This window comes from Ruegeria sp. CDSC085 (genome assembly GCF_059610465.1).
Genome location: NZ_JBXWNR010000013.1, coordinates 39,754 through 61,997 on the forward strand (window position 1 = coordinate 39,754; position 22,244 = coordinate 61,997).

Annotated in this window: 20 protein-coding genes and 1 tRNA gene; 13 read left to right on the forward strand and 8 right to left on the reverse strand. The window is 56.0% G+C overall.

What is annotated here, in order from left to right:
• Together AC2FJB_RS16870 and AC2FJB_RS16875 are read left to right on the forward strand one after the other, a co-directional pair.
• Entirely contained in the window at positions 1–1,497 is a 1,497-nt protein-coding gene (locus AC2FJB_RS16870) for a vWA domain-containing protein (protein WP_496719667.1), read from the forward strand.
• Positions 1,494–2,723, forward strand: coding sequence for a hypothetical protein (locus AC2FJB_RS16875; RefSeq protein WP_496719665.1), 1,230 nt, complete (start codon positions 1,494–1,496; stop codon positions 2,721–2,723). The genes AC2FJB_RS16870 and AC2FJB_RS16875 overlap by 4 nt, the downstream gene beginning before the upstream one ends.
• A gap of 3 nt (positions 2,724–2,726) precedes the next feature.
• Here the strand turns inward: AC2FJB_RS16875 and AC2FJB_RS16880 are convergent, their stop codons facing one another.
• Positions 2,727–3,407: a Crp/Fnr family transcriptional regulator gene (locus AC2FJB_RS16880; protein WP_496719663.1), complete on the reverse strand. Its 681-nt coding sequence runs from the start codon at positions 3,405–3,407 to the stop codon at positions 2,727–2,729.
• 199 nt (positions 3,408–3,606) lie between these two features.
• Between AC2FJB_RS16880 and AC2FJB_RS16885 the strand changes: the two genes are divergently transcribed.
• From AC2FJB_RS16885 to cls, 3 genes are all read left to right on the forward strand, one after another.
• The gene (locus AC2FJB_RS16885) at positions 3,607–5,208 is read left to right on the forward strand and encodes an arylsulfatase (RefSeq protein ID WP_117868880.1); all 1,602 of its coding nucleotides are present in this window, start codon (positions 3,607–3,609) and stop codon (positions 5,206–5,208) included.
• 98 nt (positions 5,209–5,306) lie between these two features.
• Positions 5,307–6,296, forward strand: coding sequence for an HAD family hydrolase (locus AC2FJB_RS16890; protein ID WP_299893585.1), 990 nt, complete (start codon positions 5,307–5,309; stop codon positions 6,294–6,296).
• A gap of 23 nt (positions 6,297–6,319) precedes the next feature.
• Positions 6,320–7,732 carry a cardiolipin synthase gene (gene cls, locus AC2FJB_RS16895; RefSeq protein WP_496719661.1) on the forward strand — a complete coding sequence of 471 codons (1,413 nt, stop codon included), beginning with the start codon at positions 6,320–6,322 and terminating at the stop codon, positions 7,730–7,732.
• On the opposite strand, the gene AC2FJB_RS16900 is transcribed toward cls, so the two are convergent.
• Positions 7,729–8,163 (reverse strand): ion channel, encoded by a 435-nt coding sequence (locus AC2FJB_RS16900; protein WP_117868877.1) that lies wholly within the window; start codon positions 8,161–8,163, stop codon positions 7,729–7,731. The genes cls and AC2FJB_RS16900 overlap by 4 nt on opposite strands.
• Positions 8,164–8,335: 172 nt before the next feature.
• Between AC2FJB_RS16900 and AC2FJB_RS16905 the strand changes: the two genes are divergently transcribed.
• Genes AC2FJB_RS16905 through AC2FJB_RS16915 form a run of 3 tightly spaced genes read left to right on the forward strand, consistent with a single transcriptional unit; the run spans position 8,336 to position 12,424 of the window.
• Positions 8,336–8,983 (forward strand): ABC transporter ATP-binding protein, encoded by a 648-nt coding sequence (locus tag AC2FJB_RS16905; RefSeq protein ID WP_496719658.1) that lies wholly within the window; start codon positions 8,336–8,338, stop codon positions 8,981–8,983.
• Positions 8,980–11,394: an ABC transporter permease gene (locus AC2FJB_RS16910; RefSeq protein WP_496719656.1), complete on the forward strand. Its 2,415-nt coding sequence runs from the start codon at positions 8,980–8,982 to the stop codon at positions 11,392–11,394. The genes AC2FJB_RS16905 and AC2FJB_RS16910 overlap by 4 nt, the downstream gene beginning before the upstream one ends.
• Positions 11,384–12,424, forward strand: coding sequence for a lipocalin-like domain-containing protein (locus tag AC2FJB_RS16915; RefSeq protein ID WP_496719654.1), 1,041 nt, complete (start codon positions 11,384–11,386; stop codon positions 12,422–12,424). Before AC2FJB_RS16910 ends, AC2FJB_RS16915 begins: the two co-directional genes overlap by 11 nt.
• 94 nt (positions 12,425–12,518) lie before the next feature.
• Here AC2FJB_RS16915 and AC2FJB_RS16920 read toward each other — a convergent pair whose 3' ends face one another.
• The 3 genes from AC2FJB_RS16920 to AC2FJB_RS16930 form a co-directional block, all read right to left on the reverse strand.
• Positions 12,519–12,950, reverse strand: coding sequence for a universal stress protein (locus AC2FJB_RS16920; protein ID WP_496676064.1), 432 nt, complete (start codon positions 12,948–12,950; stop codon positions 12,519–12,521).
• Entirely contained in the window at positions 12,947–15,556 is a 2,610-nt protein-coding gene (locus AC2FJB_RS16925) for a TRAP transporter permease (protein WP_117868873.1), read from the reverse strand. The genes AC2FJB_RS16920 and AC2FJB_RS16925 overlap by 4 nt, the downstream gene beginning before the upstream one ends.
• A gap of 98 nt (positions 15,557–15,654) precedes the next feature.
• Positions 15,655–16,623 (reverse strand): TAXI family TRAP transporter solute-binding subunit, encoded by a 969-nt coding sequence (locus AC2FJB_RS16930; RefSeq protein ID WP_496719651.1) that lies wholly within the window; start codon positions 16,621–16,623, stop codon positions 15,655–15,657.
• A 995-nt stretch (positions 16,624–17,618) separates the two neighbouring features.
• On the opposite strand from AC2FJB_RS16930, the gene AC2FJB_RS16935 reads away from it, so the two are divergent.
• A complete protein-coding gene (locus AC2FJB_RS16935; protein ID WP_496719647.1) occupies positions 17,619–18,236 on the forward strand; it encodes a DUF4329 domain-containing protein in 618 nt (205 codons plus the stop codon).
• A 391-nt stretch (positions 18,237–18,627) separates the two neighbouring features.
• Here the strand turns inward: AC2FJB_RS16935 and AC2FJB_RS16940 are convergent.
• Positions 18,628–18,713 (reverse strand) — tRNA-Leu (locus tag AC2FJB_RS16940).
• A 147-nt stretch (positions 18,714–18,860) separates the two neighbouring features.
• Between AC2FJB_RS16940 and AC2FJB_RS16945 the strand changes: the two genes are divergently transcribed.
• Together AC2FJB_RS16945 and AC2FJB_RS16950 are read left to right on the forward strand one after the other, a co-directional pair.
• On the forward strand, positions 18,861–19,439 hold the full coding sequence (locus AC2FJB_RS16945; protein WP_117868870.1) for a YqaA family protein: 579 nt from the start codon (positions 18,861–18,863) through the stop codon (positions 19,437–19,439).
• A complete protein-coding gene (locus tag AC2FJB_RS16950) occupies positions 19,436–19,906 on the forward strand; it encodes a disulfide bond formation protein B (RefSeq protein WP_117868869.1) in 471 nt (156 codons plus the stop codon). The genes AC2FJB_RS16945 and AC2FJB_RS16950 overlap by 4 nt, the downstream gene beginning before the upstream one ends.
• Here AC2FJB_RS16950 and AC2FJB_RS16955 read toward each other — a convergent pair.
• Complete coding sequence (locus AC2FJB_RS16955) at positions 19,903–20,490, reverse strand: HNH endonuclease (RefSeq protein WP_117868868.1); 588 nt, start codon at positions 20,488–20,490, stop codon at positions 19,903–19,905. The two genes, AC2FJB_RS16950 and AC2FJB_RS16955, sit on opposite strands and share 4 nt — an antisense overlap.
• A 213-nt stretch (positions 20,491–20,703) precedes the next feature.
• On the opposite strand from AC2FJB_RS16955, the gene AC2FJB_RS16960 reads away from it, so the two are divergent.
• Both AC2FJB_RS16960 and AC2FJB_RS16965 read left to right on the forward strand, forming a co-directional pair.
• Positions 20,704–21,309, forward strand: a complete 606-nt coding sequence (locus tag AC2FJB_RS16960; protein WP_496719714.1) for an rRNA large subunit pseudouridine synthase E — start codon at positions 20,704–20,706, stop codon at positions 21,307–21,309.
• A 32-nt stretch (positions 21,310–21,341) separates the two neighbouring features.
• Positions 21,342–21,767, forward strand: a complete 426-nt coding sequence (locus tag AC2FJB_RS16965; protein WP_496719645.1) for a VOC family protein — start codon at positions 21,342–21,344, stop codon at positions 21,765–21,767.
• Here AC2FJB_RS16965 and AC2FJB_RS16970 read toward each other — a convergent pair.
• On the reverse strand, positions 21,752–22,234 hold the full coding sequence (locus tag AC2FJB_RS16970) for a GNAT family N-acetyltransferase (RefSeq protein ID WP_496719712.1): 483 nt from the start codon (positions 22,232–22,234) through the stop codon (positions 21,752–21,754). The two genes, AC2FJB_RS16965 and AC2FJB_RS16970, sit on opposite strands and share 16 nt — an antisense overlap.
• Positions 22,235–22,244 lie beyond the last annotated feature (10 nt).

Sequence of the window (22,244 nt, forward strand, 5' to 3'; positions counted from 1 at the left end):
ATGGATCTGGCTGATTTCCATTTTATCCGAGGCTATTACCTGCTGCTTCTCATCCCCATCCTTGCGCTGTGGTGGAGGATCAGATCCAAACCGCTGGCAGAAACCAAACTGCCGACAGGGATCGCCCCGCATCTTGCAGAAGCCTTGTTGCTGGGCAAAGAAGACACCCGGTGCACGCAGCCCATTGATGCTGCGATGATCATTGCAACGCTTGTCATATTTGCGGCCTCAGGTCCAACGTGGTCACGCGCACCCAACCCGCTGATCGCGGACACTGCCCCGTTGGTGATCGCTCTCAAAGTCACCGATAGTATGGAAAGCTCGGACCTTGCGCCATCCCGGCTGGATCGGGCACGGTTCAAGATTTCCGATCTGATCAACGAACGCGCCGGTGCTCGAACCGCCCTGATCGCATATGCAGGAACGCCGCACCGAGTTGCCCCGTTGACAGAAGACGCGAATATACTCCGTCCGTTGCTTGAGGGGTTGACGCCCGCGGTAATGCCGAAGGATGGCGATGCCGCAGCCGATGCGCTTGAGTTGGCTCAGTCCATTCTGAATGACAGCGATAGCCCGGGCGCTGTGTTGTTCGTGCTCGATGACCTCGATCCATCTCAGGTATCTGGGTTAAGCTCCTCGAATACTGAAATTTTCTTTCTCACTATGCTGCCTGTCGGTGGTCGAATTGCTCAGTTGGACAACATCCAAAATGCATCGGTGGTGGCGTTTTCGAACGACGACCGGGACGTCACTCAGCTGACGCGCCGTATTCAATCAGCCTATACTGCCGCCCTGGATGACGATGATCGCCTGGACTGGCAGGATAAGGGCTGGATTCTGGCCTGGCCTGCTGCACTGCTGTCTCTGCTGTGGTTCCGAAAAGGCTGGGTGGTCCGATGGGCAATTCTGGCTTTGATTGTGTTGCCCACATCCGGAGCGCGCGCAGAAGGATGGAGAGACTGGTTTTTCACCCCCGACCAACAAGGCCAGATTGCGATGAACCAAAAACGGTTTGGTGAAGCGGCTGAGGTGTTCGAAGACCCATATCGCAGGGGGTATGCCTATCTCAGGGATGGTCTATACGCCGAGGCATCGTCCGTTTTTTCCAAGCTGGACACACCGGAAGCTGCGTTTGCCGAAGGTATGGCCCGAATAAGAAACCGCGAATATCGCCCAGCCATATCGGCGTTCGAGGCAGCTTTGGAACGTCGTCCCAACTGGCCTGAAGCCCAGCATAATCTCGATGTATCCAAAGCCATCCTGGACTATGTCGAAACGACGCGCGAACAGTCCGATACAGGGGAAGAGGCTGGCATCGGTGCAGATGATACGGTGTTTGACAACGACGCAGCACGCGGCAGTGACACCACGGTTCAAGCCGCCAAAGACGGGCCGCAGTCACTGTCAGCCGACCAATGGATCAGTATGATCGACACGGATATGCAGGACTTTCTGAAAAACCGCTTCCTATTGGAAAACCAGGATCAAACAGAATGAGATACCTTGTTGTCTTCATTCTGTTTCTGCCGCTTTCCGTGTCTGCTCAGGACAGCTCAACTTATCAACCTCGGGTTTCAGTAGACGTCCCGAACGAAGCCGTCATCGTAGGCCAACCCGCAATTGTTCGCATCAAGGTTCTGGTTCCGACCTTCATGCCGCAACCGCCCACCTTTCCATCATTGGAGCAGCAAAACATCCTGGCTCGCCTGCCTGAAAGGGCTTCTGGTCCGGTAAGCGAAACGGTGGACGGAGAGACGTGGTCTGGGGTGCAGCGCAGTTATCGCCTGTTTCCGTTGGCACCAGGACCGGTCGCGTTCGAAGCGCATGAGGTTGTCGTGACATTTGCCGATCCGCAGTCCAATGAACCGGTCCAGGTTTCGGTGACGCTTCCTCCCATACAGCTCAATGCAGAAATCCCAGATGGCGCTCAAGGGCTTGACCCGCTGATCATCGCAACCGGTTTCTCTCTTGATCAGAAGCTGGACGGCCCGACCGATATGCAGGCAGGCGATTCCATCACGCGTGTGATAAGCGCGCAGATCTCTGGCACCACAGCTCTGACAATCCCAGCGTTGACGCCGCAAGATCAAAGCCCACTGCTTCGTGCCTATCCCAAAGAGCCCCGGTTTTCAGAAACAGAAAACCGAGGCGTCCTGTCCGGGCAACGTGTCGAAGAAACCGTGTACATCGCCCAAGATGGCGGCCACATACAATTGTCGGCGGTTTCGTTCGACTGGTTCAATCTGGACACCGGTCAGATCGAAACGGCATCACTTACCCCGACCCAGCTTACACTGGCTCCACCCAAACGACAGCCGCCTGACGCGCGGGCCGTCCTCAAGTCCGCTCTTTATCTAACCGTTGTTGTATGTGCGCTTTGGGCTTTTGGGCGATTTCTGCGCCCTCGCTATGAAACCTGGAAAATTGAACGGCAGCGCAAGTACCTTGCCTCGGAAAAATATGCCGTCGATTCCCTGCGAGCAGCTTTGCAATCGCGAAACTTGCCAGCGGTTTATCAGGCATTGGATCTCTGGAAGTCACGTAGCGCTCACCCTGAGCGTTCCCTGGATCTTGAACGCAATCTGATGCAGATCGGTGCAGTGCGGTATTCATCGACCACCACAAACGGCCCGGAAGACTGGGACGCTGCCATGCAAAACCTAAGTGCGTTGAACAGCTCAAAAGAACGAAAGAGCAAATCCTTGCCGCCACTCAACCCCTAGGTTTCAACTTTGACAGCTGCTGATCAGTTTGCGCCTGTCGATCAACCTCAGTCGGCCATAGCCCAATTCCACGAGGCCCAGATTCGCCAGGTGATGCAGATGTCGGTGCAACGTCGGCTGAGATACCGCAACCATTTCAGCAAGTTCTTCCTGAGACACGACAATCCACCCATCTGATTTCAAAGTGCCTTCGTCAAGATGCAACAGACGCAGCACCAGACGCTTTTCAGACCCCGTAACCGCAAGATTGGCCATGATGCGCAGTGCCGTCTTCATGTTTTCATGGGTCAACGCATAGAAATCACGAATGTATTCCGGATTTTTCTGAACCAATCTTTCCACGCGGAAACTGGGAAAAAACAACGTGCGGGTCTTTTGCGTTGTCACGACGCTCACCAGTCGTTTCGCCTCGGCGAAAAGCGCAAGATCCCCGATCCAGAAACCCGATCCATCCTGATGCAAGACAAATTCCTGTCCGTCATCGGCAGGTGCGGTGATCTGAAGCGCGCCTGAAAGCACCGCGAAAATACCATTGGCCCGGTCGCCGTGGTGGTAAAGGGTTTCTCCGGAATCGAAGGCTCTGTGAATTGCGACGGTCATAAGATCATTCTGAAACTTTGAATCGCGCGCGCCAAACCAGTCGGTTTGGGTCAGAATCCGCATATCCCCATCAGAATCAAACATTTGTATCTTTCAAAATGATCATATGATAAGTTTTCGATACGTTTCATCGCATAAAATAGCTGTGTTCGCTGCTCGAACAAGTATCTGTTTTTTATTCGGGCAATCAACAACTTGCTTGCAGCTGCAAAGTATAAGCTAGCGGCTTCAAGTAAACTTCACGTTTCAGGGTCGTTAAGACTCGATTAATCAGGAGCACTTCATGTCATCTCCACGAATGATTGCAGATAATTGGCGCAGAACACTGCGCCGGTTCGCAGTGGCGACCGTAACTGTTGCCCTTGCCGTGCCCGCCTGGGCGCAGGATCAAAAGCCCAATATTCTTGTGATATGGGGCGACGATATCGGTCAATCCAACATCTCGGCTTATACCATGGGTCTGATGGGATATCAGACACCCAATATCGACAGGGTTGCCAAAGAAGGCATGATCTTTACCGATTATTACGGTGAACAATCCTGCACGGCTGGTCGGTCCTCGTTCATCATGGGCCAGTCTGTGTTCCGTACCGGATTGTCCAAAGTTGGTTTGCCAGGCGCAAAAGAGGGCATGCAGGTTGAAGATCCAACGATTGCCGGCCTACTAAAAGCTCAAGGCTATGCAACCGGTCAGTTTGGTAAGAACCACTTGGGCGATCGGGACGAGATGTTGCCGACCAATCATGGGTTTGATGAATTTTTCGGAAATCTCTACCACCTGAACGCCGAGGAAGAGCCTGAAAACGAAGACTACCCCCAAAACCCGGAATTCCGCGAACGGTTCGGTCCGCGCGGGGTCATAAAATCCAGTGCTGACGGGATGATCGAAGACACCGGCCCGTTGACCAAAAAGCGCATGGAAACGGTGGATGACGAAACGGTTGCGGCCGCGCTCGACTTCATTACGCGCAAAACGGAAGAAGGTGTTCCGTGGTTTGTTTGGTGGTCGGGCACCAGAATGCACTTCCGTACTCATGTCAAAGACGAAATGCGCACGAAAGCCGACGAAATCGCCGGCAAGCATATGGATGAATACCAAGCAGGTATGATCGAGCATGACATGCATATCGGCCAGTTCCTTGCCCTGCTGGATGAACTTGGGATCGCGGATAACACGATCGTACATTATTCCACCGACAACGGCCCGCACATGAACACCTGGCCGGATGCGGCAATGACACCGTTCCGTGGTGAAAAGAACACCAACTACGAAGGCGGTTGGCGTGTTCCGTCAATGGTACGCTGGCCCGGCAAAATCGACGCCGGCTCGGTCAGCAACGAGATCATGCATCACATGGACTGGTTGCCGACCTATTTGGCGGTTGCGGGAAATCCAGACATCAAGGAACAGCTGCTTGAAGGGATCACCGTAGCCGAAGTTGGCGGCGGACGAGACTACAAAGTGCATTTGGATGGATACAACTTCCTGCCTTACTTGACCGGTGAAACAGATGAAGGCCCGCGTCACGAGATTTTCTACTTCTCTGACGATGGTGACCTGACTGCGTTGCGGTATGATGACTGGAAAGCAGTGTTTCTTGAGCACCGCTATCCGCAGACTTTGCAAGCCTGGGCTGAGCCCTGGACCGAACTGCGTATTCCGTTGCTCTTCAACCTTCGCCGCGATCCGTACGAGCGGGCCAATATCACTTCCAACACCTATTGGGATTGGTATATAGACCGTGTTTATTTGCTGCTGCCTGCGGCAGAATATGTGGGCAAGTTCCTGGAAACATTCGAAGAGTTCCCTCCGCGTCAGAAGCCGGGCAGCTTTACGATTGGCGACGCCAAGGACAAGATCTTCAGTCAGGTCGGCTCCAAGTAAATTCGCGACACCTGAACCCGCAGCACCTGAACGGCGCTGCGGGTTTCTTGTTTTAACAACGGTATTTTTACCAAAACATGCGTCGAAGGAAACAAGCCATGACAAGAGCGCCCCTAGCATTGGCTGTTGCAGTCGTACTGAATGGATTTGCAAGCGTCACGGCATCCGCAGATCCGCTGCCCTCATGGGCGGACTCGGAAACGCGGGACCGTATCGTTGAATTTGTCGAGGCGGTGACGGACCCTGAAAACGCAAGCTATGTAACCCCGGCAGCCCGGATCGCAGTATTCGACAATGACGGAACACTCTGGGCTGAACAGCCGGTGTATTTCCAGTTCATTTTCGCCATGGACAGGCTTTCTGAGCTGGCGGAACAGGATCCTTCGATCCTGTCCACACCTGCTTTGAAAGCCGCTGCCGAAGGTGATCTTGCGACCGTTCTTCAAGGCGGTCACGATGCTTTGATCGAAGTCGTCAACGCATCGCATTCCGGAACCACTGTCGAGGCGTTTCAGGCAGCAGTCGCGCAATGGCTGGCCGAAGCCAGTCACCCGGACACCGGATTGCCTTATGACCAGATGACCTATCAGCCCATGGTCGAGCTGTTGCGCTATCTGCGGGACGAAGGGTTCAAGACCTATATTGTCTCGGGCGGCGGCATTCACTTCATGCGGGTCTTTGCGGAACAGGCCTATGGCATCCCGCCGGAACAGATTCTGGGCACCTATGGAAATTCGACCTTCGAAGATGTCGATGGCGTCCCGACTGTCGTCAAGGCCCCCGGGATTGCCTTCATCGACGACAAGGAAGGCAAACCCATCAACATCGAACGCACAATCGGCAAACGCCCCATTCTGGCCGGCGGAAATTCAGATGGAGATTTCGCCATGCTGGACTGGACAACCTCAGGCGACGGACCACGTCTGGGGGTTCTGATCCACCATACGGATGCCGAGCGGGAATGGGCCTATGATCGGGAAAGCCCGATCGGGCGGTTGGTTGACGGTCTGGATCAGGGGCCAGACAAAGGCTGGGTCATCGTCGATATGGCGAAAGACTGGTCGCGGGTCTACACTGGAGGAAACTGAACGGCCCGAAAGACTTACCGCCCATGTGGACATTGCTTGTATCCATCTTTGTTTTTTCGCTATATGCAACTGCATTTGTGTTTTCGGTGCGCGCTGCACAAACCGCGCGCACCCCACAAGGAGCCGTTGGCTGGGTGGTCTTTTTGGTATCGGCGCCAGTCTTTGCGGTGCCGATGTACCTGTTTCTGGGGCACCACAGGTTTCGCGGCTATCGCATCTCGCGCCAGCAAAGCGAACGGGTCGTCGAAGGGATCAAGACCTTTGCCGACTATTCCCGACCTGATCCGTCCACGATGCCGATCAATCCACGACCATTCGAGTTTCTGGCCCACCTTCCGGTATCCAGTGGCAATGGAGCACAGCTCCTGATCGATGGTCAGGCAACGTTTGACGCCATTTTCGAGGCGATAGACGAGGCCAAGAACTATATCCTGATCCAGTTCTACATCGTCCGAGACGACGCGCTGGGCCGCAAGCTTCAGACCAAGCTGATCGAGGCCGCGAAACGTGGGGTGCATGTCCGTTTCATGATCGATGCTGTCGGCAGCTATGGGTTGCCAAGCACCTACCTGGACACGATGCGCGATGCGGGAATTGACGTGGCCGACCCTCGCCGTCAACGCGGCCCGAATTTCCGGTTTCAGCTGAATTACCGAAATCACCGCAAAACCGTCATTATCGACGGTGAAACAGGTTTTATCGGCGGTCACAACGTGGGCGTTGAATATCTGGGAGAAGACCCGCATTTCGGCCATTGGCGCGACACGCATATCAAAATGACCGGCCACATCGTCCGGCAATTGCAGCTCATCTTCACCGAAGACTGGCATTGGGCCCGTGATGAAGACCTGATTGATGACCTCGACTGGGCAGGTAGCGTGGCCGAGCAAGACATGAATGCCCTATTGGTGGCCACCGGACCCGGAGACGAAACCGAAACCGGCGCCATGATGTTCTTTTCGGCAATCGCCGAGGCGAAAGAAAGATTGTGGATCGCATCGCCCTATTTTGTGCCAGACATCGACGTCATGACCGCCCTGCAACATGCAGCGATGCGCGGGGTGGACGTTCGTATCCTTGTCCCGGATGTGATTGACCATCGGCTACCCTGGCTGGCTGCTTTTGCCTATTTCGACGAAATCCGCGACTGCGGCGTGCGTGTGTTCCGTTATACGGACGGCTTCATGCATCAGAAGGTGTTGGTGGTTGACGACACGCTGGCCGCGGTCGGCACGACAAATCTGGACAACCGGTCCTTCCGGCTGAACTTTGAGGCGATGGCCCTGTTTTTCGATTCTCGCGCAGCGCTGGCTGTTGATCACATGCTGCGTGCGGATTTCGAGGCAAGCTATGAATTGACGCGCAGTTTGACCCAGCAACCACCGCATATCCGGTTTGGCGCCCCCTTGGCGCGGTTGTTTGCGCCAATCCTCTAGGAAAAGAATTTCTCCTGAAAGACGCGCGTCATCATCGCCACCAGATAAGCGGTCGACAGACCAAAAGCCAAAAGACCTGCAACCGAGGCAAAGGATCCGAAGATACGCAAACCTTCGCCCAAAACGATATCGCCGTATCCCAGAGTGGTAAACGTCACCAACGAGAAATAGATGGCCGAGTTCCAATCCGGCAGAACCTCAAGCAACACCCATACGATGGCCCAGATCCAGACCTGAATCGTATGCGTGGCAACGATAAACGCCAAAGACACTGCGATCGGTGCTGCCGTTGCGAAAAACACTCCTTTGGCGGACCATTTCTCATCTCGTTTAATGATCGTGACAGTACACCAGGTTAACAAAAGAATCTCGACCACGAAGCAGAGCGCCAGAAAAGTACTGCCCAAAACGATCTGATGCAGCAACGTCATGTTTTTCATCCTGATTTACGATAGTGGACCGTCCGGGCAGAATGACCCTTTGAGGTGCAGGGCACAACCCCGGCGCTCGTGATGACAACCTGCGGCGAATGGAACCGGGTGCGGGTCCGCACTGGACAGTTTGGAATTCCGTTGCACATCCTTGGAAGAAAAAGGCCAGATCATGCTGTTGACCATCGACCGTGTTCAGAAAACCTATCCCGGCGGGCGTCCGGTTCTGCGTGACGTGTCGCTGACCCTAGATCACGGGCAAACTCTGGCCCTGACAGGAGAAAGCGGCAGTGGCAAAAGCACTCTGTTAAATCTTGCCGCTGCACTCGACTGTTTCGACGGAGGTGAAATCACTCTGAACGGTGCGCCTCTGTCCCCTTTGGACGATGCCGGTCGGGCCGAGTTGAGGCGCAGGCAGGTCTCGCTGGTGTTTCAGCAGTTCAACCTGATCCCATCCCTGACCGTTGCGCAAAACCTCTCGTTTCATGCCCGCCTTGCCGGTGCCGAAGATGCTGGGTGGACCGCACAGCTGATCGAACGTCTGGGTCTGTCGGATCTTTTGGACCGATATCCCGAAAACCTGTCCGGCGGGCAACAGCAACGGGTGGCGATTGGTCGTGCGATGGCTGCGCGCCCGAAACTGCTGCTGGCGGATGAGCCCACGGGCAATCTGGATGAAACCGCCAGCGCAAAAGTACTGGATCTGATGTTGACACTGGTGGCCGATACCGGCGCAGCACTTCTGTTGGTCACCCATTCCCAACAGATAGCGGCCCGCTTGGATCGAAACGTCCAGCTATGCGGTGGTCGCATCCAATGACAACTGCCATCATTCAGGCTTTGATGTCACATTGGCGGGTGCACTGGTTGCAACTTGCGACGCTTTTGACAGGCATCGCGTTGGCCACGGGTCTTTGGTCCGCGGTTCAGGCCATCAATGCCGAAGCACGTGTAAGCTATGCCCGGGCCAACGCGCAACTCGCCCTTGGGCAGTTCGACGAACTGCACGATCCATCTGGTTTGATCCCGGTCACTCGTTACGTTGATCTGCGTCGCTCAGGCTGGCAGGTAGCGGCCGTTCTGGAAGGCCCCTATCGGATCGCAGGCCGCACTTTGCGTCTGATGGGCGTGGACATGGTCGCCTACCCCGCCTTGCCAGCCATGACCGAGGCAGAGCAAAGCGTCGCGCCGCCCGAGCCCGCTGACATGCTGACCGCTCCAGGGCGCCTCCTGATCGCGCAAGAACTCGCGCCTCTGTTCCGCGACCAAAGCAACCTTCCTCCAGTTTCATTCACCACGGCGCTGCCCCCTGATGTTATTCTGACAGATATCGGCGTAGCGGAAACCTTGCTGAACCAACCCGGTTTGATTTCGCGCCTCATTGTCCTGCCCAATCAACCGCGTGATCGCCCCCCCCTGACCGAGATCGCACCTGAACTGGAGCGCTCCGGCCCCTCCTCGCAAGTCGATACCGCACGATTGACGGACAGTTTTCACCTGAACCTGTCTGCCTTTGGTCTGTTATCCTTTGCCGTTGGCCTGTTCATCGTGAACGGTACTGTCGGGCTGGCCTTTGCCCAACGCCGCGGCATGATCCGCACATTGCGCGCGCTGGGTGTTTCCATGCGGCGGCTGGTCTTTTTGATCCTGACTGAGCTGACGGTTCTGGCCCTGATCGGTGGATTCATGGGGTTGCTGCTTGGTTTCTTTCTGGCCGGAGCGTTGTTGCCCGATGTCGCCGCGACCCTGCGCGGCCTGTACGGTGCCCCTGTGACCGGAGAATTGACGATGCATCCGCATTGGGTATTTGCCGGGATCGCCATGGCACTCTTCGGCACCCTGATCGCCAGTGGCCATGCGCTGTGGCGATTATCTCGTATGCCACTGCTGGCAGGGCCTGGTGTCCAAGCCTGGCAGGACAACGCGGGCGCACGCCATCTGGCAGGTTTACTTGGCGTGGCACTGATCACCGGAGGTACTATCGCCTATCTCGGCATCGGTGGATTGGTGGCCGGCTTCATTCTGTTGGCCGGGTTGCTGACCGGTGCTGCCCTTTTGTTACCATCGCTTCTGACCTTCGCGCTTTCTGTCTTTTCCCACAGGGCACGCGGTGCCGTGGCGCAGTGGGTCTGGGCCGACATGCGTGCACAATTGCCCGGGCTGTCGCTTGCTCTGATGGCCCTGTTGCTTGCGCTTGCAGCAAATATCGGTGTGGGCACAATGGTTTCAAGTTTCCGGCTGACCTTTGTCGGCTGGCTCGACCAACGCCTGACTTCGGAGCTCTACCTGACCGTCCGTGACGAAGAACAAGGGCGCGAGATCACCGAGTGGCTGCGACCACAGGTCGACGCCATCCTGCCAATTCGCAACGTGGAACTGTCGCTCGAGACAGGACCATTGTTCTTGTACGGGGTCGTAGATGATCCGACCTATCGGCAGCACTGGCCCTTGATTTCGGCAACCGCGACCGTTTGGGAAGACGTCATGGCTGGAGACGCGGTTTTGATCAACGAACAACTGGCACGGCGCGCGAACCTCTGGCCCGGAGATACGCTGACGCTATCCCCGGATCACGCGTTGACCATAGCCGGGGTGTATTCGGATTATGGAAACCCGACCGGGCAAGCCATTGTTTCGATGGCCCAGCTTGACCGCATCGCGCCGGGGGCAGAGACCCGACGGTTTGGCATCCGTTTGAACCCCGAGCAGGCGAGTGAATTGGCGCAAACCTTGCGGGACCGTTTCGCCCTGCCGCGTCAGGGCGTGGTTCAGCAGGCCGCCATGAAGGCTCAATCGCTGGCAATCTTCGAGAAAACCTTTGTCGTCACTTCCGCGTTGAATATCCTGACTTTGGGCGTTGCAGGTTTTGCCATACTTACAAGCTTGCTGACCTTGTGGACACAACGTTTGCCGCAAATCGCCCCGGTTTGGGCACTGGGGCTGAACCGGACCCAATTGGCACAGCTGGAGCTGCTGCGCAGCGTGTTGCTTGCCGCTCTGACCGCTTGTCTGGCACTGCCGCTGGGTCTGATCCTTGCCTGGGTTCTTTTGGCAGTGATCAATGTACAGGCCTTTGGCTGGCGGCTACCGATGTTCGTCTTCCCGTGGGATTGGCTCTGGCTGTTCCTGCTGACCTTGCTGGCCGCCCTGATTGCCGCCACCCTGCCCGCGCTGCGTATGTTGCGTCTGCCCCCTGCCGATCTGCTGAGAGTGTTCGCCAATGAACGTTAAAGCCCTTTTGGTCGTTCTTGCGCTTCTGTGCCCATCGCCGCTTTGGGCACAGGGCTTTGCTGGTCTTGGAGGATCGGCCGAAGGATTCGAGATACCACAGGCGGGGTTCGAATTCGACTTTCCCAAAGACCATGGACCTCATCCCGCCTATAGGATCGAGTGGTGGTATCTAACGGCCAACCTCAAAGGCGAAGACGGGCGCGACTATGGCATTCAATGGACCCTTTTTCGGTCCGCCCTGAAACCGTTTGAAGCTGATGGCTGGCAAAGCCCGCAAATCTGGATGGGCCATGCAGCGGCCACCACGCCCAAAGCCCATTACTTTGCTGAACGCCTGTCGCGTGGGGGGATCGGGCAGGCAGGGGTTACGGCGCAACCGTTCGAGGCCTGGATCGACGAATGGCGCATGGCCGGACCTGATCTTGACACCCTGACCCTGACAGCAAACGGCACAGAGTTCGGGTATGATCTTGCGCTGACGGCACAAGGCCCGTTGGTGTTTCACGGCAACGCCGGCCATTCGGTCAAATCAGCCAACGGGCAGGCCAGCTATTATTATTCGCAGCCCTTCTACTCAGTTGAGGGCGTTCTGCATCTGCCGGACGGTGATATGGGCGTCACTGGTCAGGGCTGGCTGGACCGGGAATGGTCTTCGCAACCCCTGGCCGAGGATCAAACCGGCTGGGATTGGTTTTCTCTCAGCTTTGAGGACGGAGACAAACTGATGGCCTTTCGCCTGCGCGGCAGTCGTGGCGATTTTACTTCGGCCACATGGATCAATTCAGACGGCAGTACCGAGGCGATCCCCAACGGATCCGTCAGGCTTGAGCCGCTTGCGACCGATCAGGTCGCCGGGCGCGAAGTCCCGACGCAGTGGCGCGTCCTGCTTTCAAGTCGAGGCATAGACGTCGCGGTAACTGCCCTGACGCCAGACGCGTGGATGGGTACGCGTTTCGAATACTGGGAAGGCCCGGTTACAGTCACAGGCAGCCACGAAGGCGTTGGTTATCTGGAAATGACAGGCTACTGAAACAGCTGCTGCACAGATGCTTCCTGAACTATCCGACGGCAGCGGGCTGCCGTCGGCGTTTCGACACAGTTGCGTACTGGATATGATTTCGCGGTCAGCGCACCACGTAAACGGAAACGTTGGAATGCCGCACCACGCGCGCGGCGTTCGGACCAAGCAGGTAATCCTTGAAGTCCGGTTTGTGAGCACCGATCACGATCAGGTCGGAACCGGCGCTTTCGGCCGTTTTCAGGATCTCCTGATAGGCTGTTCCCGTCGCTACGACATGGCGGATTTTTTTGTTTCGCTCAGCACCCAGAGTCGATACGCACAGCGCAGTCAGCTTGGCTTGCGCTTCCTCCAATGCCTTGTCGTGAAAACCGGATTCAAAAAAACCCGACACCCAGCTTTCCCCGAAATCAGGCAACACGGTCACGACGTCAAGTTGCGCCCCTTCCATATCGGCCAGCGCAGCTGCTTTTTTCAGGACCGGCGCATCAATCTCGCCGTTGCTGATATCAACGGCACACAGAACAGAACGTGTCATGCGGGCACTCCTTGTCTTGCGGCACGACCGCGTTGCAGGAAAGCGATAAGGCCGAGAAGGATCATCGCCGGGATATAAACCAATTGCTTCGGCGGCTGGCTCGACGGCAGACTGACCGAAGTCAGGCGCACGGCCTCATCCCCATAGTAATCGAAGATTCCCAGATCGTCAGCCACAGGTGTGCCGAACAGCGGCTCTTCAAGCTTGACCAACCCGTCCTCGGGGATCAACAGCAGGCCCATTGCCTCGACCCGTGCGGCTCCGCCTTCCTCTTCTCCGACGGTGACGACGACGGTGGTATCCACCATCTCGAGCGTGTCGAAATCAGGTCCGGAAACCACCAACCGTACCTCCGTTCCGGGCGGAGTTTGACCGATTGTCTCTTCGAACGCGGCCGGATCAACCGTTTGGAATGGAGGCGCGATGCGGTCCATGAAGAAGTCCGGCCTGAACAGGGCGAATGCCACGAAAATCAGGGCGATGCTTTCATAGATCCGGCTGCGGGTCAGGAAATACCCCATCGTTCCAGCCGTAAACACCAGGATCGCTATGGTCGCGAAAATGGCGACTAGAATCCCCTCAACCCACGTTACATCGATCAGCAGGAGATCTGTGTTGAAGATGAAGACAAAGGGCAGCGCCACGGTACGCAGGCTGTAGAAAAACGCCGTGAAACCGGTTTTGATTGCATCGCCGCCCGACACAGCCGCAGCGGCAAAGCTGGCCAGTCCGACCGGAGGTGTCACGTCGGCCATGATCCCGAAGTAGAAAACGAACAGATGGACAGCGATCAGGGGAACGATCAGCCCGCTTTGCGCACCCAGTTCAACAACCACCCCAGCCATCAGCGAGCTGACAACGATATAGTTCGCCGTTGTCGGCAAACCCATGCCCAGGATCAGGCTGAGCAGCCCGACCATGACCAGCATCAGGATCAGATTGCCGCCCGACAGGAACTCGACCAGATCGGCCATCACCTGACCAACACCCGTCAACGTGACGGTTCCCACGATCACGCCCGCGGTTGCCGTGGCAAGCGCGATGCCGATCATGTTGCGTGCCCCGTCGATCAGTCCTTGCCACAGGTCGGCAACACCATCGATAAAGCTGTTGTAGAGGTTGCTCTGCCCTCGGAACATCGCTTTCAGCGGCTTCTGCGTCAGCAGGATGACAAACAGCAGCGATGTGGCCCAGAAGGCAGACAGGCCCGGTGACTTCTGTTCGATCATCAGGAAATAAACCAGAACGATGATCGGCAGCAGGTAATGCAGACCTGCCTTGTAGATATCGGCGATAACCGGCAGCGTAACCTCTTTTGCGTTCGGGTCGTCCGGTTCCAAGTCAGGCACCTGGGCAGCCAGATACAGCAGGGCGACATATACCGCGCAGATAATCAGGCTCAGCACCAGACCGGCCGCCGACGGCACCAAGCTTGTCACGGCATCCACGGGGAATTGTGATCCATAGCAAAGACCTGCAAAAACCAGGAAGAATCCAAGCATCCCCACCACGGTCCGCGCCAGATGCACATCGCGGTCGCCCAGCGTGGGCATGTTCCGTTTCACCGCCTCAAGGTGCACGATATAGACCAGCGCGATGTAGGAAATCGCGGCTGGCAGGAAGGCGTGGGTGATCACCTCGACGTAAGAAATGCCCACATATTCCACCATCAGGAACGCAGCGGCCCCCATCACCGGCGGCATGATCTGCCCGTTGACCGAGCTGGCAACCTCGACCGAGCCCGCTTGTTCACTGCTGAACCCGACACGTTTCATCAACGGGATGGTGAATGTGCCGGTGGTGACAACATTGGCAATCGACGAACCCGAGATCAGGCCGGTCGCAGCCGAACCCACAACCGCCGCCTTGGCCGGACCACCACGCAGGTGGCCCAGGGCCCCAAAGGCCATCTTGATAAAGTAGTTCCCTGCCCCCGCTTTATCCAGCAATGCGCCAAACAGCACGAACAGGAAGACGAATTTCGTGGAAACACCCAGTGCGATACCAAACACGCCCTCTGAAGTGATCCACATGTGGCTCATCGCCTTTTTCAGGCTCGCGCCCTTCCAGCGGATAACTTCAGGCACCCATTCTGAGGCACCGAAAAAGACATAAGCCAAAAATATCGTTGCAATGATTGCCATGGCCGGGCCAAGCGCACGGCGCGCAGCCTCGAACAGCAGGATCAAGCCAAGCAACGCAACCCATTTGTCGGTGTCGTCAGCCAAACCGCCCGCATTGACGATCTTGTCGTAAAAGAAATAGCCGTACAGCGCGACGAACGCACCCACCAATCCCATGATCCAATCCTGAATCGGGATATAGTTCCGGGGGCTGGATTTGAGCGCCGGATAGGCCGCAAAAGCCAGAAATAGGGCAAAAGCCAGGTGGAATTGCCGTGCATTGTTCACGACGCTTCCGGGCAAGACATAGTTCGCCAGGGGCGAAGCCAGAACAACTTGAAATATTGACCAGATCGCGGCCACGATCGCCAGGAAAACGCCCACGTTCCCGACCGGATTGCGCCCTCCTGCGTCAGAAGATGCAACCAGATCCTGAAGCTCTTCTTCGGAAAGCGGACGATTGGATTGAGTGTCGGAATTCATCAAATGTCTCCCCGTCGCGGCCATTTTACGGCCATCTAAACCCCGTTTCTTACGGGTTTTGTGCAGGGCGCCCTTGGGCGCCCTGCGTCAGGTCTGGTTTACTGAATCCAGCCTTTTTCTTTGTAGTACTTCTCGGCACCCGGATGCAGCGGAGCCGACAGGCCGTCCGCAATCATCTCTTCGGGCTTCAGGTTTGCAAATGCCGGGTGCAGCTTTTTGAAATCATCGAAGTTTTCAAAGACCGAGCTGACGACCGCATAGACAGCATCATCCGATACATCTGCCGAGGTCACGAAAGTTGCTCCGACACCGAAGGTCGCGGTGTCACCGTCCGAACCACGGTACATGCCACCGGGAATGGTTGCGGTACGGTAGAACGAGTTGTCGCCGACCAGCTTGTTCACGGCCTCACCGCTGACGTTCACCAGAACCGAGTCACAGGCTGTGGTGGCTTCCTGGATCGAACCCGAGGGGTGACCAACGGTGTAAACCATCGCGTCGATCTGGTTGTCGCACAAGGCTGCCGACTGTTCAGCCGCTTTCAGCTCGGTCGCCAGTTCGAAATCGTCGGTGGTCCAGCCCATTTCGCCCAGCAGGACTTCCATGGTGCCGCGCTGACCGGAACCCGGATTGCCGATGTTGACGCGCTTACCCTTCAGGTCTTCGAAGTTGGTGATGCCGGAATCGGCACGGGCCACGACGGTGAAGGGCTCGGGGTGGACCGAGAACACGGCGCGCAGGCCTTCGAACGGGCCAGCTTCTTCGAATTTCGAGGTGCCGTTGTAGGCGTGGTACTGCCAGTCAGACTGGGCCACACCAAACTCCAGCTCGCCTTCGCGAATGGTGTTGATGTTGTAAACTGAACCACCGGTCGATTCGACCGAGCAGCGCACGCCGTGCTCTTTCCGGCCCTTGTTGACCAGACGACAGATCGCGCCGCCGGTCGGATAGTAAACGCCGGTTACACCGCCGGTACCGATTGTAATGAACTCTTCGGCATATGCCGCCGGAGCCAAAAGGGCTGCCGTGACGAAGGCGCCGACGCTCAATTTGCTGCTGTTTTTCATTTGTTAACTCCCACTTTTTTGTCTGGCAGTTGGAAATCAGATTGATCGCCTTGCTCAGAGAAGCGTGCCGATAATACAAACCGGCCCGCATCGCAACGGCTACAACTCTTTGAATTTTCCAATTTCTCCCAACCCTTGTGAGGTTTCATTCAGATACCCCCAATGTCAAGGCCGGCACTTGCCTGACCTGCGTCAATTCGCATATTTGAGGTTAAATCCTTAACTTTCCCCATCACTTCATCGGGTACAGTGTGGGTCCCTCCGAACGCTCCAAATCCAACACTTGACCTTCTCTCCGGCGCAATTCACCTCGAGACAGCGCGAACCGCGTCTCGGATGTGGTCGGAGGGCATGTCACGCTTGAACGTTCTGGCGGATCTGACAAGTGGTGCATCGGGACCAGCTCGATCGAGGTCGAAGCCACGTTCTATTCTGTCGAAGATGAGATGACCTTTCTGCTGATGCAGGACGAGAAAGTTGTGGCTTTCGTAGCAGATTACAGAACACCTCAAATACGACATGAAGATCAAAGGCGGGGTCAGCAGTTTGATCAAGGCTTCTGGGCTGTTTGCTGACGCCTTTGCGGTTGATATGTTGGGTGTGGTACCAAGGAGAGACTCGAACTCTCACGCCCGTGAAGGCGGGGGATCAAAACTCTATCAACTTTGTTTAATGATGCCTACAAATAAGGGGCAGCGTCCTGAAGACGATCACATTGTCGGAAAGCAGGATTGACGCCAGGCTGATCGCGGCAATACTGGTCGGAACTTTTTGCATTGCGATATTGTTTTTTGTCATAGCTCGAAGAACGGGGCCTGTAAGGGTAAGGCTTGCCGATGGAAGAGAGACACTTCAAGTGACCACAGAAGCTTGACGGCGTGGGGTTGTCGAACATGTAAACTGACGGCCTACGCAGGTACAGGTGGAACGCCTGCTGGTTGCCTTCGCAGTTCCAAACCGCGCGGATTGTAGGGTTTTGAAAATAGGGGGGAAATATGATCGAGATTACTTTTACTGTTTTATTGGTTCTTTGCATTCCGTTCGCGGCTTATCATTTTGGTCTTGCCAGCAATATGCGTGATGCCACGTGTTGTTTTCGTACGGTAATTGCGGTTTTGACACTCTGGTCGCCCGTGGCCGTCATGGCCCAATCACAGGAAGAAATCAGCTTGGCGAAAGCGACATTGTCCAGCCTGCAGGGCATTTCGTTCAAAAATGACACAGAATATTGTGGCTACCTTGCATATGATGCAGCCGGAAAACTCGTTGCCACCGCAGCTCAGCCGGGTGACAATGAAAGTTGCGTTTGGGATCAAGATGAAGATGGCATGGCACTTGTCTTGTCTTACCACACGCACGGGGGGTTTGACCCAGAATACAGTGCTGAAGTTCCGAGCGTTGCCGACATTGAGGCAGACGAAGATGAAGGTATCGACGGCTTTGTAGCAACGCCTGGCGGACGCTTGTGGTACGTTGATACGGAGCGAATGGAAGTACGACAAATCTGCGATATCGGATGCTTGCCGAAAGACCCCAATTTTGTTTCGGGTCTCGAGGGCGAAATCTCCTCAGTCTATTCTTATGAAGATCTTCTTGATTACGAGAGTGATTAGGTTGGGACAAGAACACCACGAAACCTTTGTTCTCCATTAAAACCGTAGATCACAATCGGATGCCTTTGGCGTTTCTGAATGTCCGCGCCTGGGCTCGCTGAAAAAGCTCATCGGTCTCGGATTTCATTGACGACTTGAGCTCAAGAAGTTGACTTAGCACCTGCAGCGAAGGTTAGCTTGATGACCAGCCTGTCTTCACTTCGCTTCAAATTCGCAGGACATACCACGCATAATCGTACTTGAGATCAACGACTCACGATTGAACAATCACTTTTTGCTGCCGGAACAGAACGGGGTCAGAACGTGAGAGTTTAAGTCGAAAGTGTGAGCAAGCCAAAACCCCGAAAAGAAAAAACAGAGGGTAGGTTCCCCTAACCCTCTGTTTTTACTTTGGTACCCAAGGCCGGACTCGAACCGGCACGGTATCACTACCGGGGGATTTTGAATCCCCTGCGTCTACCATTCCGCCACTTGGGCCACGGACACTGAATTAGCGCTCATCCAAGCGAAGGTCCAGAGGCAAAAACCATCCAATAATCCATTTGTTTCAACCTCGGCTGTTGACGGTCCGTCAGGCGCATGGTTTGGCTTAGCTCCAGACCGAGAACGGGATTTGAGTGCTTTATGTTACGATCGCTTTATGACTGGACCATTCGTCTGGCCGAACACCCTCACGCGCTGTGGGCGCTGGCCATCGTGGCTTTCATCGAAAGTTCGTTTTTTCCGATCCCTCCGGATGTGTTGATGATTCCGATGATTCTGGCCCGCCCGTCCCGGGCATGGTTGATCGCAACTGTGGCGCTGGTGGCTTCGGTTCTGGGTGGCATGCTGGGTTATGCGATTGGTGCGTTTTTCTATGAAAGCATCGGGCAGCCCATTCTGGAATCCATGGGGAAAGCCCATGCCATGGAAGAATTCAATACCCGTTTCAACGACTTCGGATTCTGGGCCGTTCTGGCCGCTGGTGTGACCCCCTTTCCCTACAAGGTCATCACCATTATGTCCGGCTGGACCGGCATGCCGATTGGAACCTTCATAGCGACCTCGATTCTGGCCCGCGCCTTGAGGTTCTTCCTTGTCGCAGGCCTGCTCTGGAGATTCGGTGAGCCGATACGCGATTTCATCGAAAAGCGCCTGGGGCTAATGTTCACTCTGTTCATCATCCTCCTGTTTGGCGGATTTCTGGTGGTGAAATACTTATGACAAGACGTTCGCAACTTGTCGCACTGGCAAGTCTTGGATCATTGGCCCTTCTTCTGGCCGCTTTTGGCTTTCAGCATCTGGGCGGGCTTGCACCATGTAAAATGTGCATCTGGCAGCGCTATCCTCATGCGGTGGCCATCGCGATTGGCGCAGTGGCGCTGGTGTTGCCCAGGCTGCGATTCCTGCCTTTGCTGGGCGCGGCAGCTGCGGCGGCGACTTCGGCTGTGGGTGCATTTCACGCCGGAGTCGAGCAAGGCTGGTGGGAAGGTCCAAGCAGCTGCACATCGGGTAGCATCAGCGGCCTGTCCACTGACGATCTGTTCGATCAAATCATGTCCGCGCCTTTGGTGCGTTGCGATGACATCCCTTGGGAGATGTTCGGCATCTCGATGGCAGGTTGGAACGCCGTTGCTTCTGCCATACTGGTGCTGATCTGGCTGGCCGCGTGGAAATCCCGGGCGGTTTAGAACTGATCCAACTCTGCATCCCAGTAAAGAAAATCGATCCAACTTTCATGCAGGTGGTTCGGTGGGAATTTCCGTCCGATATTGCGCAGCGCTTCGGCATCAGGTTGGCGCGGCGGCTTGCGTAAGGTCATCCGGGCCTGGCGCAGCGATTTTGATCCTTTGCGCAGGTTGCACGGGCTGCACGCCGCCACCACGTTCTGCCAACTGGTCACACCACCGGCGGCCCGCGGCACCACATGATCGAAGGTCAGGTTGTCCCGGCTGCCGCAGTACTGGCAGCGGAATTCATCCCGTAAAAATAAATTAAAGCGCGTGAAGGCCACGCGCTTTCTGGGTTTTACATAGTCTTTCAAAACAACGACCGAAGGTATTCGGATTTCGGTGCTCGGACTGCGAACGACTTCGTCATATTCAGCCACGATATCCACCCTGTCCAACCAGGCGGCCTTGATCGCTTCTTGCCAGGGCCACAGTGACAGCGGGTAATAGGACAAGGGGCGATAATCGGCGTTCAAAACCAGGGCTGGGTGTTGTTTGAGCGTACCCGGCTCCCTTACAAATTCGGTCCTGAAGTCTCCGTCCATCACAGAATCGCTCCTCGCTCTCAGCTGCCTGTTTGTGACACCAGAGCGGGGAGCACCCGCCCCGGTCTTTTAATAACTATATATCGTGTTAAAGCTCTGACAAGCCCTGAGTTTCCACAATATGTCGCAGACTGGGTAAAGCGAATCCGTAACAGGCACATGACAGTTATCCACAGCTTGCGCCGGGGGCGCCCTTCGGGCTATGCGCGGGTCATGTCCTGGTTCATTCGCTTCAACAAACCATATGACGTGCTGCCGCAGTTCACGGACCGCGCCAATGCGGATAGCCCACGCAGCACGCTGTCCGATTTCATCGATCTGCCCGGTGTCTATCCGGCGGGAAGGTTGGACCGTGACAGTGAAGGTTTGATGCTGCTAACGGATCATGGAAGGCTGCAATCACAGATTTCGGACCCAAAGCACAAGATGCCCAAGACCTACTGGGTTCAGGTCGAAGGCATCCCCGACGAGGCTGCCCTGAAAACGCTTCGAAACGGGGTCGAATTGAAGGACGGCCTGACCCGCCCTGCCAAGGCCTGCCAGATCGACGAGCCCGTGGCGCTCTGGCCCCGAACCCCACCGATCCGCGACCGCAAGACCGTGCCGGACAGTTGGCTTGAACTGACCATCCGCGAGGGCAAGAACCGACAGGTGCGGCGGATGACGGCGGCAGTTGGCCTGCCGACCCTGCGCCTGATCCGGTACCGCATCGGAGACTGGACCCTGGATGATCTTGAACCTGGGCACTGGGACAGTCTGCCAATGCCGACGCTGAACGCGGCCCCGCAACGCAAGCGCGACCGTCGCCCGCGCCGGTGACAGACCCTGCCCTGATCTGCTAAACTGGGGTCATGAAGATAACGCCTGACATCCCGGCCCCGTCGGCCATTCTTGAAGCGGCGCTCTACGTCGACGATCTGGACGCGGCAGAACAGTTTTACGGTGAAGTTCTTGGGCTGGAGCGTATTCAACGTGTTGCTGATCGCCATGTTTTCTATCGCATCGGCGGATCGGTGTTGCTGATTTTTAATCCCGACAAGACCGAACAACCGCCCCTCAGCCCCGACATGCCCGTTCCGCCTCATGGTGCGCGCGGCCCCGGACATGTGTGTTTTGTGCTGTCGCGTGAGGACATCGCGGCGATGCGCAAACACCTTCTGGACTGGAATATTCCGGTAGACGCCGAGTTTGACTGGCCCGGAGGCGTAAGTTCCTTGTATGTGCGCGATCCGGCCGGAAACTCGGTAGAGTTCGCCGAAGGTCACTTGTGGGACTGAACCTGTTCAAACCGTTTCGAGATTCTGTTTACCGGCGTGCCATCACGCAACGGCACTCCATAAGCGATCGAGTAATCCCGGAAACCCATTTTTTCATAATAACTTAGACCCGAAATATTATCGGCCCGGATTGTTGCATTGATTGCACGAATCCCCAATGCGGCGGCCGTTTTGATCGTTTCCCGAAACAGGGCACGTCCAGCACCACGAAGTGCGGGTCTGCGACGTGTGAACGTGGCGATGTCCGCGCAATCCTCAGGCAACGTGTCATGCGTACCCAACCACTGAAAGCCAACCACGTCACCCTGTTCATCCAAGCCAACGTGGCAGCATATCTTATCCAAGCCTTCCAGATAGCTTTGCGCGAACAAGGGCTCGGAAAACGGAACTTCGAACGCGGTTGTGCCTCCAATCTCGATGACCTGATTGAGGATGCGGCACGCTTCGGCCACATCCTCCCGCATCATTGGTCGCACG